The organism is Kitasatospora sp. MY 5-36, from assembly GCF_001182915.1.
Classification (GTDB): Bacteria; Actinomycetota; Actinomycetes; order Streptomycetales; family Streptomycetaceae; genus Kitasatospora.
The window spans coordinates 1-16,336 of the sequence record NZ_LFVW01000238.1 but is presented as its reverse complement, the minus strand read 5'-3'; the positions used below and the strand labels follow the sequence as shown (position 1 = coordinate 16,336).

Here is a 16,336-nt window from a genome sequence, read left to right as displayed (position 1 = left end):
GGGGGGGGGGGGGGGGGGCAGGTGTGGCGGGTGTGAACCGCGGGCGGCGTTTGGGCGTCGCCCGCCCGGTTGGTCTGAACCCGGCGGTAACAAAAGCGGAAACCTCCCGCAGACGCCTAGCGGTGGTGGGCGCGCGCATGTCATCTTCATCGCGCCACCGGCCGGCGGCCCACCCTCACCCAGGCGTCCTCCCGTTCCCCGTTTCCCCGGGAGGACCGAGCCGCAGGAGTTCCGCAGTGCCCGAGAACTGTTCGAGCAGCACCCGCAGTGCCCGCAGCACCGGCAGCGCCCCTCGCCCCGGCCGACGGCTGCTCGCCGCGGCCCTGGCCCTCCCGATCGCCGTCGCGGGCCTGGCCGTCGCCTCGCCGGCCTCCGCCGCTCCGTCCGCCCCGGCCGCACCGGCTGTCGTGCCGTCCGGGCCCACCGCCAGCGTCACCCTCGGCGACAGCTACATCTCCGGGGAGGCCGGCCGCTGGAAGGGCAACGCGGCCGGCACCGGCGGCGGCCGCAACGGCACCGACCGGGCCTGGACCGGCAGTTCGTACGACCCCTCGCGGGTCTACGGCGCCACCGCCGCGAGCGGGTGCGACCGCTCGGACGTCGCCGAGGTGCTCAGCGCCTCGACCGGGGCCCAGAACGAGATCGACCTGGCCTGCTCCGGCGCCGTCAGCGCCAACGTCTTCCGTGCCGCCAACGGCGGGCAGTCGCTCAAGGGCGAGGCCCCGCAGGCCGACCAACTCGCCACCGTGGCACGGCAGAACAACGTCAAGCTGATCACCCTGTCGATCGGCGGCAACGACCTGGGCTTCTCGGACGTCATCTCCACCTGCGTGCAGGACTACCTGATCTGGTACTCCTACTGCCACGACTCCGCGCAGTCCGGGATCGACGCCAAGATGCCCGCCGCGATGGCCGGGGTCGGCAAGGCGATCGACGAGATCCGCGCGGTGATGACCGGCGCCGGCTACGCGCAGTCGGACTACCGCCTGGTGCTGCAGTCCTACCCGTCGCCGATCCCGCGCGGCGCCGAGATGCGGTACCCGGAGAGCGGCTGGACCCGCTCCAACACCGGCGGCTGCCCGTTCTGGGACGGCGACGCCGACTGGGCCCGCGACTCGATGGTGCCGCAGATCTCCCAGGCCCTGGCGGGCGTCGCCGCCGCCAAGGGCGCGCAGTTCCTGGACCTGTCGGACATGCTGCAGGGCCGCGAGGTCTGCTCGACGGCCACCCGGCAGCCGACCGCGAGCTCCGGCCCGTCCGCGACCACCAGCGAGTGGGCGCGCTTCCTGGACGGCGGCCTCAACTCCACGCAGGGCGTGCTGCAGGAGTCGATGCACCCCAACTACTACGGCCAGCAGGCGGTCGGGCGCTGCCTGACGCTGCTGTGGGCGCGCCCGAGCGGTGACTACGCGTGCCGCAACACGGCCGGGCAGGACGCGGGCGGGATGTACCTGACCGCACGGTGAGCACACGGTTCGGCGCCCCCGCGGCCTCGGCCGTGGGGGCGCCGTTCCGCCGTTCCGCCGTGCTCAGCCCTTGGCGAGCAGGGACTGGGCGTGCGCGATGACCTGATCCTTCGTCAGGTACGCGTCGGTGTACTCGAAGTCCTGCAGCCGGGCGGGCTGGCGGGCGAGGAAGCCGGTCCGGACGAAGTCGTCGCCGGCGGTCGCGTTGAGCAGCCAGTTGGCGCCCACCCGGAACTTGGCCGCGTTGGTGCGCATCGCCATCAGGTGGTAGCCGCGCGCCACCAGCTGGGCGGGCACCCCGCGCAGCTCGATGCCGAGCGGCTTGGAGACCGCGTCCTTGCCGCCGAGGTCGACCACCAGGCCCAAGTCCTTGTGGTAGTACGGCTCCAGGGGCTGGTTGCGGAGCGAGGCGATCACGTTGTTCGCGACCGCGCGGCCCTGGCGGGCGGAGTGCTGGGCGGTCGGCGGGCAGACCGCGCCGTCGCCCTTGGCGAGGTCGGGGACGGCGGCGGCGTCGCCGAGCGCGAACACGCCCTCGAACTGCGGCACCCGCATCTCCGCCGTCACGGCGAGCCGGCCGCGGACCGTCTCGGCGTCCAGGGTGCCGATCAGCGGGCTCGCGGCCACCCCGGCCGTCCAGATCAGGGTGCGGCAGGGGAGCACCCGGCCGTCGGTGAACTTGACCGTCTCGGCGCCGACTTCGGCCACCGAGACGCCCAGCGACACCTCGATGCCGCGGTCGCGCAGCACCTCCAGGGCGGCCTCGCCGAGCGGGTCGCCGAGCTCCGGCATCAGCTTCGGGGCGATGTCGATCAGGTGCCACTTGATCTGCCGGGCGTCCAGACGAGGGTAGCGGTGGGCGGCGGCGGTGGTCAGGCGCTGGAGGCAGGCGGCCGTCTCGGTGCCCGCGTAGCCGCCGCCGACCACCACGAACTGGAGCCGGGACTCGCGCTCCTTCTGGTCCAAGGTGGCCGAGGCGAGGTCGAGTTGGGCGATCACGTGGTCGCGGACGTAGGCCGCCTCGGCGAGCGTCTTCATGCCGCGGGCGTAGTCGGTGAGGCCGGGGATGTCGAAGGTGCGGGTGACGCTGCCGGGGGCGAGCACCAGGACGTCGTACTTCTGCGCCACCACCTCGTCGGTGATCTTGCGGACGACGCACACCTTGGAGGCCGGGTCCACACCGATGGCGCCGCCGGGGACGATGTGGGTGCGGCGCAGCGTACGGCGCAGCGAGACGGCCACGGACTGCGGGGTGAGGACGCCGGCCGCGACATGGGGGAGGAGGGGGAGGTAGAGCTGGTAGCTGAACGGCGTGACCAGCGAGATCTCGGCCTCCGACGGTGACAGCTTGTGTTCGAGGCGGCGGGCGCACTCCAGGCCGGCGAAGCCACCGCCCACGATCAGGATCCGAGGTCGTTCCATCGCTCATCCCTTTGCCGTGAAGGTCCCCATTACTGTCCGCCACACTCGCACGGAGCAGCGGGGGCTGCCACCGGGGCGGGGCCGTGGGGGTGGGGTGGAGGAGGGCAGGGAGAAAAGGGAGAACGGGGTGGCGGCGGGAGGGGGAGAGAGGAAAGGGCGGCGACACCGATAGGCTGTCGGCCGTGCTACCCGAGGTGACGGCGATCCGGTACGTGACGCCACTGCGAGAAGGCGGCTCGATGCCGGGCCTGGTCGAGGCCGACGATCGGCGGCTGTACGCGCTGAAATGGGTCGGTGCGGCGCAGGGCCGCAAGGCGTTGGTGGCGGAGGTGCTGGCCGGGGAGCTCGGCCGGCGGCTCGGGCTGCCGGTGCCGGAGCTGGTGACGGTCGACCTGGACCCGGTGCTCGCGCGCAGCGAGCCGGACCACCAGATCCAGGACCAGATGAGGGCCAGCGGCGGGACCAACCTCGGGATGGCCTTCGTCAGCGGCGCGCTCAACTTCGACCCGCTCTGCTTCGAGGTGGATCCGGAGCTCGCCGGGCAGGTGCTCTGGTTCGACGCGCTGATCGGCAACGTCGACCGCTCCTGGCGCAACCCCAACCTGCTGGTGGCGACCGGCGGGCTGCGGCTGATCGACCACGGCGCGAGCCTGATCTTCCACCACAACTGGCCGGGTGCCGCCGCCTGGATCCGCCGTCCGTACGACGCCTCCGACCACGCGCTGCTGGGGGCCCGGCCGGACCTGGCGGCGGCCGACAAGGCGCTCGCGCCGCTCGCCGAGGCGGCGATCGAGGGCGCGGTGGCGCAGATCCCCGAGGTCTGGCTGGTGGACGAGTTCGGCTTCGACTCGCCCGACGAGGTGCGCGCCGCGTACCGGACCCAGCTGACCGAGCGACTGGCCGGTCCGCGCGACTGGCTGCCGGAGGTGCCCGCATGACCGAGTTCACGCTGTCCGTGCTGCCGGCCACCGTCGAGCTGCACGACTACGAGTACGCCGTGATCCGCGCGGTGCCGAGGGTCGAGCGCGGCGAGTGCGTCAACGTCGGGGTGCTGCTGTACTGCCGACAGGAATCGCACCTGGCCGCCCGGACCCACCTGGACCAGGCCCGGCTGCTGGCGCTGGACCCGGTGGCGGACGTGCAGGGCGTGCGGCGGGCGCTGCAGGGGATCGAGGCGGTCTGCCACGGCGGCCCGCAGGCCGGTCCGGCGGCGGGGGACAGCGCCGGGCAGCGGTTCCGCTGGCTGACCGCGCCGCGCAGCGCGATCGTCCAGCCGGGGCCGGTGCACACCGGGCTGACCGCGGACCCGGAGGCGGAGCTCCGGCGGCTGTTCGACCAGCTGGTGCTCTGACACCGGAGGGTTCCGGGGCGGCTCGCGGACGGTTGCCGTGGTCAAAGCTTGAGTTGCTGAAGCACCTGGTCGTACTCTGGCCCCATGGGTTCGACAGCGACGACGACCGTACCGACCAACGCCGAGTTGATGGAGGCGCTGGCCTCCGTCGGTGCCGCGTACTTCCAGGACTTCGCGGCCGCCGCCGCCCGGCACGGGCTCTCCTCCTCGCAGGCCAAGGCGCTGGGCGCGGTGCAGGAGCCGGTGCCGATGCGCGCGCTGGCCGGGAGGCTCGGCTGCGACGCCTCGAACGTCACCGGGATCGTGGACCGGCTGGAGTCGCTGGGCCTGGCCAACCGGGAGGCGGCGGCCGGTGACCGCCGGGTGAAGATCGTGGTGATCACGGCCGAGGGCCGGGAGATCCTGAACCGCATCCGCGGCGAGATGGCCCGGACCCACCAGGCCTTCGAGGCGATGACCGACGAGCAGCGGATCGCCCTGCACTCGATCTGCTCCCAGGTGCTGCCGGTGCTGGCCGGTCGTACGGGCGGCGCGCAGTAGGACCCCGCGCCGCCCGTACGCCACCAGTGCTTCGTCCCGGTCAGAGCAGCCCGGCGAGTTCCGGTGGCAGCGGCCGGTGGTGGAGCAGGGTGAGTGAGCGGGTGGTCCGGGTCAGGGCGACGTAGAGGTCGCGCGGGGCGAGCGCGGCCGGCTCGACCACCACGACCGCGTCGAATTCCAGCCCCTTGGCGTCCGCGACGGTGAGTGCGTCCAGCTCCCCGGCCAGGACGTCCGGTGCGATCACGCCGAGGGTGCCCGGGCCGACGGGCAGCCGGGCGAGCGCGGCGGCGAAGCCGCCCGCCGGGACGCGGACCGCGCGGGGCCGCTCGGTGCCCGGGCGGATGGACTCGGGCGGCCGGTGGCCGGGTACGGCGGTGCGCAGCACGGCGGCGGCGAGGGCCATGACGGGCTCCGGCGTGCGGTAGTTGACGGTGAGCCGTTCCTCGCGCCAGCGGCCGGGCAGGTGCGGGTCGAGCGTCTCGGCCCAGCTGCGGGCGCCGGCCGGCGAGCCGGTCTGGGCGAGGTCGCCGACGATGGTGAGCGAGGTGGTCGGGACGCGCCGCAGGACGGCGCGCCAGGCCATCGCGGACAGCTCCTGCGCCTCGTCCACGACGACGTGGCCGTACGCCCAGGTGCGGTCGGCGGCGGCGCGTTCGGCGGTGGAGCGGTACGGGCCGTCGTCGCGGAAGCGCTCGGCCAGGGCGGCGGAGTCCAGCAGGGCGTCGTCGGTCTGCCCGGTGATGGTCAACACGCCCTGGGCGAAGGCCAGTTCGTCCGGGTCTTGACCGGTGGGGGCCGAGGGCCCCTCGATACCCAGGAGTTCGGCGGCCTCGTCGAGCAGCGGGACGTCCTCGGCCGTCCACTCGGAGCCGGGCGGGCGGAGCAGGGCGGTCGCGTGCTCGGGGGTCGCTGAGGCGAGCAACTCCCGGTCGGTGAGCAGGCGTTCGAGCAGCTGTTGCGGGGTGAGCCGGGGCCAGAGCGGGTCGAGCGCGGCGCGGACGTCCGGCCGCTCCCACAACTCGCGCGGGGCGTAGTGCGCCTCCTCGTCGTCGTACGGTCGGCCGAGGCTGAGCGCCTGGCCGATCGCGAGGGCGTCGAGCAGGGTGCCCAGGTAGAAGGCGCGGGCCCGGTTGTGCGGCAGTCGCAGGCCGCGGGCGGCGTCCCGGGCCTCGGCGCAGGCCCGGGCGGAGACCCGCAGCCCCTCGCCGAGGTCCAGGCCCTCGGCGGGGGCCGTCTGGTGGGCGGCCACGGCGGCGCGGAGCACCCCGGCCATCCAGGGGCCGCCCTTGGCGAAGGCGGCGGCGGGGTCGTCGGTGCCGGTGGCGGCGAGGCCGGGGAGGAGTTCGGCGACGGTGCGGAGCACCACCTCGGTCTCGCCGAGGGCGGGCAGCACCTCCTCGATGTACCGCAGGAAGCCGGGGTTGGGGCCGATCACCAGGACGCCCCGGCGCTCCAGCGCGGCGCGGTGGGTGAACAGCAGGTAGGCGGCGCGGTGCAGGGCGGCCAGCGTCTTCCCGGTGCCGGGGCCGCCCTGGACGACCAGGGCGCCGCGCAGCGGGGAGCGGATCACCCGGTCCTGCTCTGCCTGGATGGTGGCGACGGCGGTGCCCATCCGGCCGGTGCGTTCGCGGTCGAGGGCGGCGAGCAGGGCGGCTTCGCCGACCAGGGTGCGGCGGCCGGACTCGTCCAGCCCGGCGAGGTCGAGCGCCTCGTCGTCGAGGCCGGTGACGGTGCGGCCCCGGGTGTGCAGGTGGCGGCGGCGCACCACCGGGCCGGGGTGGACGGGGGTCGCGGTGTAGAAGGGGCGGGCGGCCGGCGCGCGCCAGTCGAGCAGCAGCGGTTCGTACGTCTCGTCGGTCAGGCCGGTGCGGCCGATGTAGCGGACGGTGCCGTCGCGCTCGTCGAGCCGACCGAAGCAGAGGCCGCGCTCGACCGCCTCCAGCCGGGCGGCGTGGCGGGCGGCTTCGCGGGAGCGCACCTCGCGCTCCAGTCGGGCCTGGTGGGTGCCGCCGGATCCGGCGCCGTCGTGGGCGCCGTCGGCGGTGCGGCGGGCCCGTTCACGCTCGGTGTCCAGCCGGGCGTAGAGCCGGGCGAGGTGGGCCTGCTCGGTGCGCAGGGCCGCGGCGAGGGCGCTGGAGTCCCGCGCGGTCACTGGCGGTTCGCTCATCGGTGTGGTATCCTTGCGGTGAGAAGGCTGTGAAGCGTCGTCTAAAAGGCGCTCAATTGACCCAGCCTACCCCATCCGCCGACGTCCGGCGTGACCTCGGCTGTTACTCTTGCGAAGCGTGAGCGCGAAGCCCCAGATCCCCAATGTCCTGGCCTCCCGGTACGCCTCGGCGACCCTGGCCCAGCTGTGGTCCCCCGAGCACAAGGTGGTCCTCGAGCGCCACCTGTGGCTCGCCGTCCTGAAGGCCCAGCAGGACCTCGGCGTCGAGGTTCCGGCGACCGCCGTCGCCGACTACGAGCGGGTGATCGACCAGGTCGACCTCGGCTCGATCGCCGCCCGTGAGCGGGTCACCCGCCACGACGTGAAGGCCCGGATCGAGGAGTTCAGCGAGCTCGCCGGGCACGAGCAGATCCACAAGGGAATGACCTCCCGGGACCTGACCGAGAACGTCGAGCAGCTGCAGATCCGCCAGTCCCTGGAGCACGTGCGGGACCGCACGGTGGCCGTGCTGGTGCGCCTGGCCAAGCTGTCCGCCCAGCACGCCGAGCTGGTCATGGCCGGCCGCTCGCACAACGTGGCCGCGCAGGCCACCACCCTGGGCAAGCGGTTCGCGTCGATCACCGACGAGCTGCTGGTCGCCTTCCGCCGCCTGGAGGAGCTGATCGCCCGCTACCCGCTGCGCGGGATCAAGGGCCCGGTCGGCACCGCCCAGGACATGCTCGACCTCCTCGGTGGCGACACCGACAAGCTGGCCGAGCTGGAGCGCCGGGTCGCCGGGCACCTCGGCTTCGAGAACGTGCTGACCAGCGTCGGCCAGGTCTACCCGCGCTCGCTGGACTTCGAGGTGCTCACCGCCCTCGTCCAGCTGGCCGCCGCGCCGTCCAGCCTGGCCAAGACCATCCGCCTGATGGCCGGCCACGAGCTGGTCACGGAGGGCTTCAAGGAGGGCCAGGTCGGCTCCTCCGCGATGCCCCACAAGATGAACACCCGCTCCTGCGAGCGCGTCAACGGCCTGGCCGTCATCCTGCGCGGCTACGCCTCGATGACCGGCGAGCTGGCCGGCGACCAGTGGAACGAGGGCGACGTCTCCTGCTCGGTGGTGCGCCGGGTCGCGCTGCCGGACGCGTTCTTCGCCTTCGACGGCCTGCTGGAGACCTTCCTGACCGTCCTCGACGAGTTCGGCGCCTTCCCCGCCGTGATCGAGGCCGAGCTGGACCGCTACCTGCCGTTCCTCGCCACCACCAAGGTGCTGATGGGCGCGGTGCGCGCAGGCGTCGGCCGGGAGACCGGGCACGAGGTCATCAAGGAGCACGCCGTCGCCTCCGCGCTGGCGATGCGCGCGGGCGCCCGGGAGAACGAGCTGCTGGACCGGCTGGCCGCCGACGAGCGGATCCCGCTGGACCGGGCCGCGCTGGACGCGCTGCTCGCCGACCGGCTGTCCTTCACCGGCGCGGCCGGCGCCCAGGTCGCCGAGGTGGTCCGCCAGGTGGAGGCCGTCGCGGCCGCCTACCCGGAGGCCGCCAAGTACGCGCCCGGCGACATCCTCTGACGTCTCGTCAGCCCTGAGCCGAGGGCCCCGCCGCCGGACCGGTGGCGGGGCCCTCGCGCGTCGTGGGGACGTGGCCCGGGTCCAGCGGCGGGGTGGTGGTGCCGCACGGCCAGTCGCAGTTCGGCTCGGCCACCTGCTGGTCGTCGGCGGCGAGCACGTTGCCCCGTACGGTCGCGAGGGCGATCAGCCCGCCGGCGGCCAGCAGGCCCGCGCAGATCAGCATCGCGGTGTGGAAGGCGGAGTCGACCGAGGAGGGCACCCGGTAGGCGTCGCCGCTCAGCCCGGCCAGCGCCGGCAGGGCGGCGACCGCGAGCAGGCCGGCCGCGCGGGCGGCGGCGTTGTTGACCCCGCTGGCGATGCCCGCGTGCCGGACCTCGACGGCGGCCAGCACGGTCGCCGTCAGCGGTGCGACCAGCAGCGTCATGCCGCAGCCCATCACCGTGACGGCGGGCAGCACGTCCACCCAGTAGGAGGAGTCCGGGCCGACGCGCAGCATCAGCAGCACCCCGGCGGCGCACAGCAGGGGGCCGACGGTCAGCGGGATGCGCGGGCCGATCCGCTTGCCGAGCCGCCCGGCGCGCGCGGACAGCAGCAGCATCAGCACGGTGATCGGCACCAGCGCGAAGCCCGAGACCAGCGGCGAGAAGCCGGACACGATCTGGAGCTGCACCACCAGCAGGAAGAAGACGCCGCTGAACGCCGCGTACACGCACAGGGTGACCAGGTTCACGGCGGTGAACAGCCGGGAGGAGAACAGTCCGAGCGGCAGCATCGGATCGGGCGCGCGGCGCTCGACCGCCACGAAGGCGACGCCGAGCGCCACTCCGAGCACCCCGCTGACCCAGACGGCGGGGGACAGGCCCTCGCCGGCCGCCGTCAGCGCGTAGGTGATCGCGCCGAGGGCGAGGGCGGCGAGCACGGCGCCGAGGACGTCGAAGCGGCCGGAGGCGCCCTCGTCCCGGCTCTCCGGCACCGACCGGGTGGTGACCGCGATCACGGCGGCGGCGAGCGGCAGGTTCAGCAGGAAGATCCAGCGCCAGCCGGGGCCGTCCACCAGCCAGCCGCCGAGGAAGGGGCCGACCGCCGCCGACACCCCGCCGAGGCCGGACCAGAGCCCGACCGCCGCCGAGCGGTCGTCAGGGTGGAAGACGGCCTGGAGCATGGCGAGCGAACCGGGGGTGAGCAGTGCCCCGCCGATGCCCTGGACGGCGCGGGCGGCGATCAGCACGTGGATGTTCGGCGCGGCGGCGCAGGCCGCGGAGGCGACGGCGAACCAGACCACGCCGATCAGGAAGACCTTGCGCCGCCCGTAGCGGTCGCCGAGCGCGCCGCCGAGCAGGATCAGGCCCGCCAGGGTGAGCAGATAGGCGTTCAGGGTCCATTGCAGGGACGCGAGGGAGGCGCCGAGGTCGGCGCCGATCCGGGGCAGCGCGACGTTCACCACGGTGCCGTCCAGCATCGCCATGCTGGAGCCGAGCACCGTCGCCATTAGTACCCAGCGACCCTGCGCGGTGCCCAGGCGCAGGGTGCCGGCCTCGGAGGTGGCCACGGGCGAATCCTGCGCTGCCGAGGCGCACGTGACAAGGGTCACCGGTGGGTGTGTTGGCGGCTGGCGGTGCGTGAGCGGACGGGTGCGCGGCGTGGCCGATCTCGGCGCAGGGTCGTGGATCAGTGGCGGGCGGTGAATGGGTTGTGTACGCACCGTGGGCCCGGGCCTGCGGAGGGTCACTGGGACAGGGGGGATCGTTGCCGTTTCAAGAGATCGACATTGCTTCACCCGAACGGATGGGTTTTAGTTCAGCGACCGCCCGGCCAGTCCGGACGGATCCGCCGGGTGGAACGCCGAGTCCTGCCGCTGCCCGGTGGTTCGAAACGAACTCTGTACGGCAGGAGCGGGGGACCCACAGGTAAGTCGCCGGACCGGAGTTCGCGCCTCAGGGCGCGGGCGTCCAGGACCGGCTTGGGGTGAAGCCGCGCAAGCGGCCGGGCAACTCCAGCCCGAACCCGACAGCTCACCTCGCAGGCGTCGGAGAGGAAAATTCCATGCCTGCACAGGCTCGTCGTATCGCCCTGCCCCGCGCCGCCCGCATCGGCATCGCCACCGCCGTCACCGGTGTGTCCTTCGCCCTCCCGCTCGTCACCGCGATGAGCGCCCAGGCCCACACCCCGGCCGCTCCGGTCGCCGCCTCCACCGAGGCCAAGCAGGCCACGCAGGCCGCCGCTCCGGCCGCCCAGGCCACGCAGGAGAGCTACCGCGTCGTCAGCGGTGACACCCTGTCCAAGATCGCCGACGCCAAGAACGTCGAGGGCGGCTGGCACGCGCTGTACGAGCAGAACCGCTCGGTCGTCGGCGCCAACCCGAACCTGATCTTCCCGGGCCAGCAGCTCGCGCTGTCCGGCCACGCCGCCCCGGCCGCCGACGCCGCCCCGGCGAAGCCCGCCGCCCCGGCCAAGCCCGCCAAGCCGTCCGCTCCGGCGACCCAGGCCGCCAAGCCGCAGGCCCAGGTCCAGGTGCAGACCGAGGCCGCCAAGCCCTCCGCGCAGCTCGAGACCCAGCTCCAGGTCGCCGTTCCGGCCCAGGCCGTGACCGCCACTCCGGTCGCCGCCGCCACCTCCGGCTTCGTCGCCCCGCTGGCGAGCCCGCGGCTCGGCACCGCCTACGGCGTGGCCGGCTCGATGTGGGCCTCCGGCCACCACACCGGCCAGGACTTCGTCGCCTCCACCGGCACCCCGCTGCGCGCCGTCGCCAACGGTGTCGTGGTCAAGGCCGGCAACGGCGGCGCCTACGGCAACGAGGTCGAGATCAGGCTCGCCGACGGCCACTACGCCGAGTACGCGCACCTCTCCTCGATCGGCGTGAGGATCGGTCAGACCGTCACCGCCGGCCAGCAGATCGGCCTCTCCGGCGCCACCGGCAACGTGACCGGCCCGCACCTGCACTTCGAGATCCGCAACGGCTCGGAGTACGGCTCGGACATCAACCCGGTCGCCTACCTGCGCGCGCACGGCGTCGCGCTCTGACCCCGAGAGCTCCGGGGTACCAGGAACCACCGCCGCTGCGGGCGAACCGATCGCCCGGGATGGTCATGTCGGGTGACCGCTCGACCGGGTGATCGCCGCACGGCGGACATGGGCGCGGGACACGCCCAGGCCGGCCCGGCCGCATGAGGACCTCCTCGTGCGGCCGGGCCGGCCGCTTTCGTTCCCGGGCCCGCCGGGGTGTTCGAGCGATCGAACGAAGCGTCAACTCCGGTGTCCCGCAGGGGGGTCGCCGGGATCTCCGGGCGCCCGCGGGCGCCATGCTGGCGGACGGTCAGCGCCCGGCCGGTCCGGCGGTCGGGCGGGCCGGGAGGCGAGGAGGCCGGATGGCGGTCCGCAGCGGGGGCGTGGCGGGGGAGACGGCCGGGCGGGAGCGGCCCGGGGCGGGCGGGGTCGACCGGCTGAAGGCGGACTCGGTCGGCCTGGTCGGCGTGGTGTTCATGGCGCTCGCCACCGCCGCCCCGATCACCGCGATGACCGGCAACCTGCCGATCATCGTCGGTCAGGGCAACGGCGCGGGCGCGCCCGCCGCGTACATCGTGGCGACCGTGGTGCTGACGGTGTTCTCGGTCGGCTACGTGGCGATGGCCCGGCACATCACCGCGGCCGGCGCGTTCTACGGCTACGTCTCGCACGGGCTGGGGCGGGTGGCGGGGATGGCCTCGGGGCTGCTCGCGGTGCTCGCGTACGTCGTCACCGAGGCCGCGGCCCTCGGCTTCTTCGCGTACTCGCTGCGCGGGCTGGTCCGTTCACAGCTGGGGGTGGACGTCGGCTGGGGCTGGTACGCGCTGTTCGGGGCGGCGGTGATCGGGGTGATGGGCTGGTTCGACCTGCATCTGACGGCCAGGGTGCTCGGGGTCGCGCTGGTGCTGGAGATCGGCGTCCTGTCGGCGGTCTCACTGGCGGTGCTGCTCTCCGGCGGCGGGCCGGACGGGCTCGCGGCCGGGACCCTGAACCCGCTGAACGCGCTGAAGGGGGTGGGGAGTTCGGGGACTTCGGCGGCCGGTCTCGGACTGTTCTTCGCGTTCTGGTCCTGGGTGGGCTTCGAGTCCACCGCGATGTACGGCGAGGAGTCCCGAGACCCGAAGCGGGTGGTGCCGCGGGCCACGCTGATCTCCGTGATCGGGGTCGGGCTGCTCTACGTCTTCGTGTCCTGGATGATCGTGTCCGGCAACGGCGTCGAGCGGGCGGTCGCGGTGGCGGGCGGCGCGGTGCCGGGCAAGGACGGCAACAGCCTGTTCTTCGACCAGCTCGCCGCGCACCTGGGGGCCTGGGCGGTGAAGGTCTTCCAATGGCTGGTCGTCACCGGCTCGTTCGCCTGCGCGATGGCCTTCCACCAGTGCGCGGCCCGGTACCTGTACGCGATCGGGCGGGAGGGGCTGCTGCACCCGGCGCTCGGCCGCACCCATCCGCGGCACGGCTCGCCGCACGTCGCCTCGGTGACGCAGTCGGTCATCGCGGTGGGGCTGGTGGCGGGGTTCCTGGCGGCCGGCATGGACCCGTACGCGCACCTGTACACGCTGCTGGCGCTGCTCGGGACGATGGCGATCCTGGTCGTGCAGACGCTCTGCTCCTTCGCCGTGGTCGGGTACTTCCACGTGCGCGGACGGCACCCGGAGACGGCGCACTGGTTCCGGACGCTGGCCGCGCCGCTGGCGGGCGGGGTGGCGATGGCCGGGGTGGTGGTGCTGCTGGTGCTCAATCGGGACGCCGCGGCGGGGGAGGCGGCGCACACGCTGCTGTTCCGGCTGATCCCGTACCTGGTGATCGGGGTGTTCGCGGGCGGGATCGGGCTGGCGCTCGCGGTGCGCCGGTGGCGGCCCGGGCTGTACGCGCGGATCGGGCGGGTGGTGCTGGAGGACGCGGTCGAGCGGTGACCGGGCCGGGGCCGCGGTGGCCGGCGGGCCCGGGCGTTCGCGCCGGGCGGGCCCGGGTTCAGCGCCGGTGGACCGGCAGGCCGTACTGGGCGGCGGCCAGCAGCTCGTGCATCCGGTGGCCGAAGTCGTCGGTGTCCCGGGCGGGTTCGGGGAAGACCAGGCGGACGTCGCGGTGGCCGTGCGAGTGGTCCAGGCGCAGCACCAGGCCGTGGCGGTCCAGGGCGAGCGGGCGGACCTCCGGGGCGTGGGCGAGCACGGCCGGGTCGAGCAGCCGGGTGAGGACGTCGAGCGCCTCGGCGTGGTCGTCGGCGAGGTGGGTGAGCAGCATGGCCTCGTACCGGGCCAGCGGGTCGGGGGTGGCCAGGGCGAGGTCGGCGGCGGTGATCGCGCCGGTGGCGTACGGGGTGGCGAGGACGGCGTGGGCGACGTCCACCCGCAGGTGCACGCCGAGGCCGTCGTCGGTGAGGTGGGCCGGTCGCAGCCGGCCGGCCAGGGTGAGGCGGGCGCGGACGCGGTCGCGGACGGCGACGGGGGCGATGTCGGTGACGTCGAGGACGACGGCGAGGCCCTCGGCGGCGCCGACGGCGGCCGTGGTCAGCGGGTCGTCCAGGGCGGCGCGCAGTCGCAGCCGGGAGCCGTGCACGGAGACCTGGGTGTCCAGGTGGTGGTGCTCGCCCAGGGCGCGGACGGTGAGCGAGGAGGTCGTGCTGAGCAGGCTGTGGATCCGGTCGGCGGTGCTGGGCTCGGGGACCTCGGTGTCGCCGGTGGGCAGGCTCATGGACGGACCTCCAGTTAGTTAGGTGAGCCTAACCTAATGTGCGGCTGGGGGTGTGGCAAGCAGGCGGTGTGGCAAGCAGGCGGTGGGGTGAGCAGGCGGTGGGGCGAGCGGGCGGGCCCGGGCAGGCGGAAGGGCCCGGACGCGCGGGTGGCGTCCGGGCCCTTCCGTCGGGCGGGGCCGGGTCAGCCGATGACGGCCTGGGCGTCGATCTCGACCAGCATCGGCTCCTGCGGCAGCTCGACGAAGACGGTGGTACGGCACGGCTTCACGCCGCCGGGCTTGATGTTCTCGTCGATGAACTCGGCGTAGACCTCGTTCATCAGCGGGAAGTCGGCGCGCTTGGTGAGGTAGACGCGGAACATCACCACGTCCTCGATGGTGGCGCCGCCGGCCTCGACGATGGCCTTGACGTTCTCCAGGGTGCGGCGGGTCTGCGCCTTCACGTCGCCGTGGTGCAGGTACTCGCCGGTGGCCGGGTCCTGCGGGCCCTGGCCGGAGACCTGGAGGAACGGGCCCTTGCGGACGCCCTGGGAGAACATCCAGGCGGGGGCGGGGGCGCCATCGGTGCGGATCTCGGTCTTCTCGAAGGTCTGGGGGTGCTCGGCGGACATCGGGTTCCTTACGTTGTATGACGGTTCGTCAGTTGTGGTCGGGGCGGCCGCAGTCGGCCGAGACGGCGCGGGTGGTGGCGAGCAGCTGCGGGAGCAGGTCCAGCACCTGCTCGTACGGCAGGACGACGTCCGGGACGGAGATCGAGGCTGCGGCGACCACCCGCCCGCTGGCGTCCCGGACGGGCGCGGCCACGCAGTTGATGAAGGACTCGTGCTCGGCGTGGTCCTGCGCCCAGCCCTGGGCGGCGACCCTCTCCAGCTCGGCGAGCAGCGCCTCGGGGGAGGTCAGGGTGCGTTCGGTGTGCCGGACGAAGTCGATCCCGGCCACCACCCGGCGCCGCTCCGGCAGCGGCAGGTCGGCCAGCAGCACCTTGGAGACGGCGGCGCTGTGCAGGGCGGCGCGCAGGCCGATCCGGGAGTACATCCGCACCGGGTGGCGGGAGTCGAACTTGTCGATGTAGACCACCTCGCCGCCCTCGTACGCGGCCAGGTGCACGGTCTGGCCGGTGGCGGCGTTCAGCTCGGCCAGGTGCGGGGCGGCGATCCGGCGCACGCCGCGCTGCTCCAGGGCCAGACCGGAGAGCGCGAAGAGGCCGGCGCCCAGGTGGTAGCGGTAGGCCGCGTCGCGATAGACGAACCGTTCCTCTTCGAGGCTCTGCAGCAGTCGGAGCACGGTCGTCTTGTGGACGCCGAGCACCTCGGCGAGCTGGTCGAGGGAGCGCTCGCCCTCGCCGAGCTCGGCGAGGATGCGCAGGGCGCGGGTGACGGTCTGACTCATCGTGCTCCGCTTCGAGGGCTGGGGTTCCCGCTCATTGTGCCCGGGCCCGGTCGGCGGACGACGACCGGTCGGCGCACGGCGTCCGGTCGGTCGGGCGTGCGACGCCGGCGGGCAGGGACGGGCCGGTGATGCCCTCCGGGGTGACCCGGGTGGCGGCCCACTGGGCGGGGGAGGCGTCGAGCAGGGCGGCCACCACGGCGGCGTCCGGCAGCTCGGCCTGGTCGCCGGGGGCGGTCAGCGCGCAGGCGGCGCTCAGGTGGCCGAGCCGCAGCCGGCGCCGCTGGTCCAGGCCCCGGACGGTGCCGGCCAGGTAGCCGGCCGCGAAGGCGTCGCCCGCGCCGGTGGCCTCGACCACCTCGACCGCGAGGGCCGGCTCGGTGACCGCCGTACCGTCCTGCTCCAGGGCGGTGACCTGCCGGGCCGCGTCCTTGACCACGACGGTGGCCGGGGCGGGGAAGCGGCGGCGGAGCTCGGCCGGGTCGCCGGTGCCGAAGGCGGTCTCGGCCTCGTCGGCGCCGAGCAGCAGCAGGTCGGCGGCGTCCAGCAGCGGCGGCAGGACGGCCGGGTCGCGGTCGAGCCAGAGCGAGGGGCGCCAGTTGAGGTCGAAGCTGACCAGGCGGCCCGGACGGCGGTCGGCGAGCAGGGCGCGCAGCAGGGCCAGGCAGTCGTCGGAGAGCGCGGCGGTGATGCCGGACAGGTGCAGCAGCCGGGCGCCGGCCAGCAGCGCGGCGGCGGCCGGGTCGGCGAGCAGGCCGGGC

Annotated in this window: 14 protein-coding genes and 1 riboswitch; of the genes, 7 read left to right on the top strand and 7 right to left on the bottom strand. The window is 74.2% G+C overall.

Annotated elements, in window-relative coordinates; genetic code table 11:
• Positions 1–236 precede the first annotated feature (236 nt).
• Positions 237–1,466, top strand: a complete 1,230-nt coding sequence (locus tag AE652_RS17390; RefSeq protein WP_234348419.1) for a GDSL-type esterase/lipase family protein — start codon at positions 237–239, stop codon at positions 1,464–1,466.
• 63 nt (positions 1,467–1,529) lie between these two features.
• Here the strand turns inward: AE652_RS17390 and AE652_RS17385 are convergent, their stop codons facing one another.
• Positions 1,530–2,888 (bottom strand): NAD(P)/FAD-dependent oxidoreductase, encoded by a 1,359-nt coding sequence (locus AE652_RS17385; RefSeq protein ID WP_049652402.1) that lies wholly within the window; start codon positions 2,886–2,888, stop codon positions 1,530–1,532.
• 182 nt (positions 2,889–3,070) lie between these two features.
• Here AE652_RS17385 and AE652_RS17380 point away from each other — a divergent pair, with 182 nt between their 5' ends.
• The 3 genes from AE652_RS17380 (at position 3,071) to AE652_RS17370 (ending at position 4,779) form a co-directional block, all read left to right on the top strand.
• Positions 3,071–3,826 carry a HipA family kinase gene (locus tag AE652_RS17380; protein ID WP_049652400.1) on the top strand — a complete coding sequence of 252 codons (756 nt, stop codon included), beginning with the start codon at positions 3,071–3,073 and terminating at the stop codon, positions 3,824–3,826.
• Positions 3,823–4,239: a DUF3037 domain-containing protein gene (locus AE652_RS17375; protein WP_049652398.1), complete on the top strand. Its 417-nt coding sequence runs from the start codon at positions 3,823–3,825 to the stop codon at positions 4,237–4,239. Before AE652_RS17380 ends, AE652_RS17375 begins: the two co-directional genes overlap by 4 nt.
• 84 nt (positions 4,240–4,323) lie before the next feature.
• Entirely contained in the window at positions 4,324–4,779 is a 456-nt protein-coding gene (locus AE652_RS17370) for a MarR family winged helix-turn-helix transcriptional regulator (protein WP_049652396.1), read from the top strand.
• Between the two features lie 40 nt (positions 4,780–4,819).
• On the opposite strand, the gene AE652_RS17365 is transcribed toward AE652_RS17370, so the two are convergent.
• A complete protein-coding gene (locus tag AE652_RS17365) occupies positions 4,820–6,946 on the bottom strand; it encodes an AAA family ATPase (protein WP_049652393.1) in 2,127 nt (708 codons plus the stop codon).
• Positions 6,947–7,064: 118 nt separating this feature from the next.
• Here AE652_RS17365 and purB point away from each other — a divergent pair, with 118 nt between their 5' ends.
• Positions 7,065–8,495 carry an adenylosuccinate lyase gene (purB, locus tag AE652_RS17360; protein WP_049652391.1) on the top strand — a complete coding sequence of 477 codons (1,431 nt, stop codon included), beginning with the start codon at positions 7,065–7,067 and terminating at the stop codon, positions 8,493–8,495.
• Between the two features lie 7 nt (positions 8,496–8,502).
• Here purB and AE652_RS17355 read toward each other — a convergent pair whose 3' ends face one another.
• A complete protein-coding gene (locus AE652_RS17355; protein ID WP_082345793.1) occupies positions 8,503–9,984 on the bottom strand; it encodes an MFS transporter in 1,482 nt (493 codons plus the stop codon).
• Between the two features lie 351 nt (positions 9,985–10,335).
• Positions 10,336–10,536: riboswitch (cyclic di-AMP (ydaO/yuaA leader) on the top strand.
• A 2-nt stretch (positions 10,537–10,538) separates the two neighbouring features.
• Between AE652_RS17355 and AE652_RS17350 the strand changes: the two genes are divergently transcribed.
• Entirely contained in the window at positions 10,539–11,516 is a 978-nt protein-coding gene (locus AE652_RS17350) for a LysM peptidoglycan-binding domain-containing M23 family metallopeptidase (protein WP_053112105.1), read from the top strand.
• A gap of 344 nt (positions 11,517–11,860) precedes the next feature.
• Positions 11,861–13,411, top strand: coding sequence for an APC family permease (locus AE652_RS17345; RefSeq protein WP_079272506.1), 1,551 nt, complete (start codon positions 11,861–11,863; stop codon positions 13,409–13,411).
• 58 nt (positions 13,412–13,469) lie between these two features.
• Here AE652_RS17345 and AE652_RS17340 read toward each other — a convergent pair whose 3' ends face one another.
• The 4 genes from AE652_RS17340 to AE652_RS17325 all read right to left on the bottom strand — a co-directional run.
• A complete protein-coding gene (locus AE652_RS17340; RefSeq protein ID WP_049652387.1) occupies positions 13,470–14,189 on the bottom strand; it encodes a DUF2470 domain-containing protein in 720 nt (239 codons plus the stop codon).
• Between the two features lie 182 nt (positions 14,190–14,371).
• Positions 14,372–14,800, bottom strand: coding sequence for a RidA family protein (locus AE652_RS17335; protein WP_049652385.1), 429 nt, complete (start codon positions 14,798–14,800; stop codon positions 14,372–14,374).
• Positions 14,801–14,828: 28 nt separating this feature from the next.
• Positions 14,829–15,578 (bottom strand): IclR family transcriptional regulator, encoded by a 750-nt coding sequence (locus AE652_RS17330; RefSeq protein WP_049652384.1) that lies wholly within the window; start codon positions 15,576–15,578, stop codon positions 14,829–14,831.
• Between the two features lie 31 nt (positions 15,579–15,609).
• A partial coding sequence (locus AE652_RS17325) for a PfkB family carbohydrate kinase (protein ID WP_234348418.1) occupies positions 15,610–16,336 on the bottom strand: 727 nt, incomplete at its 5' end.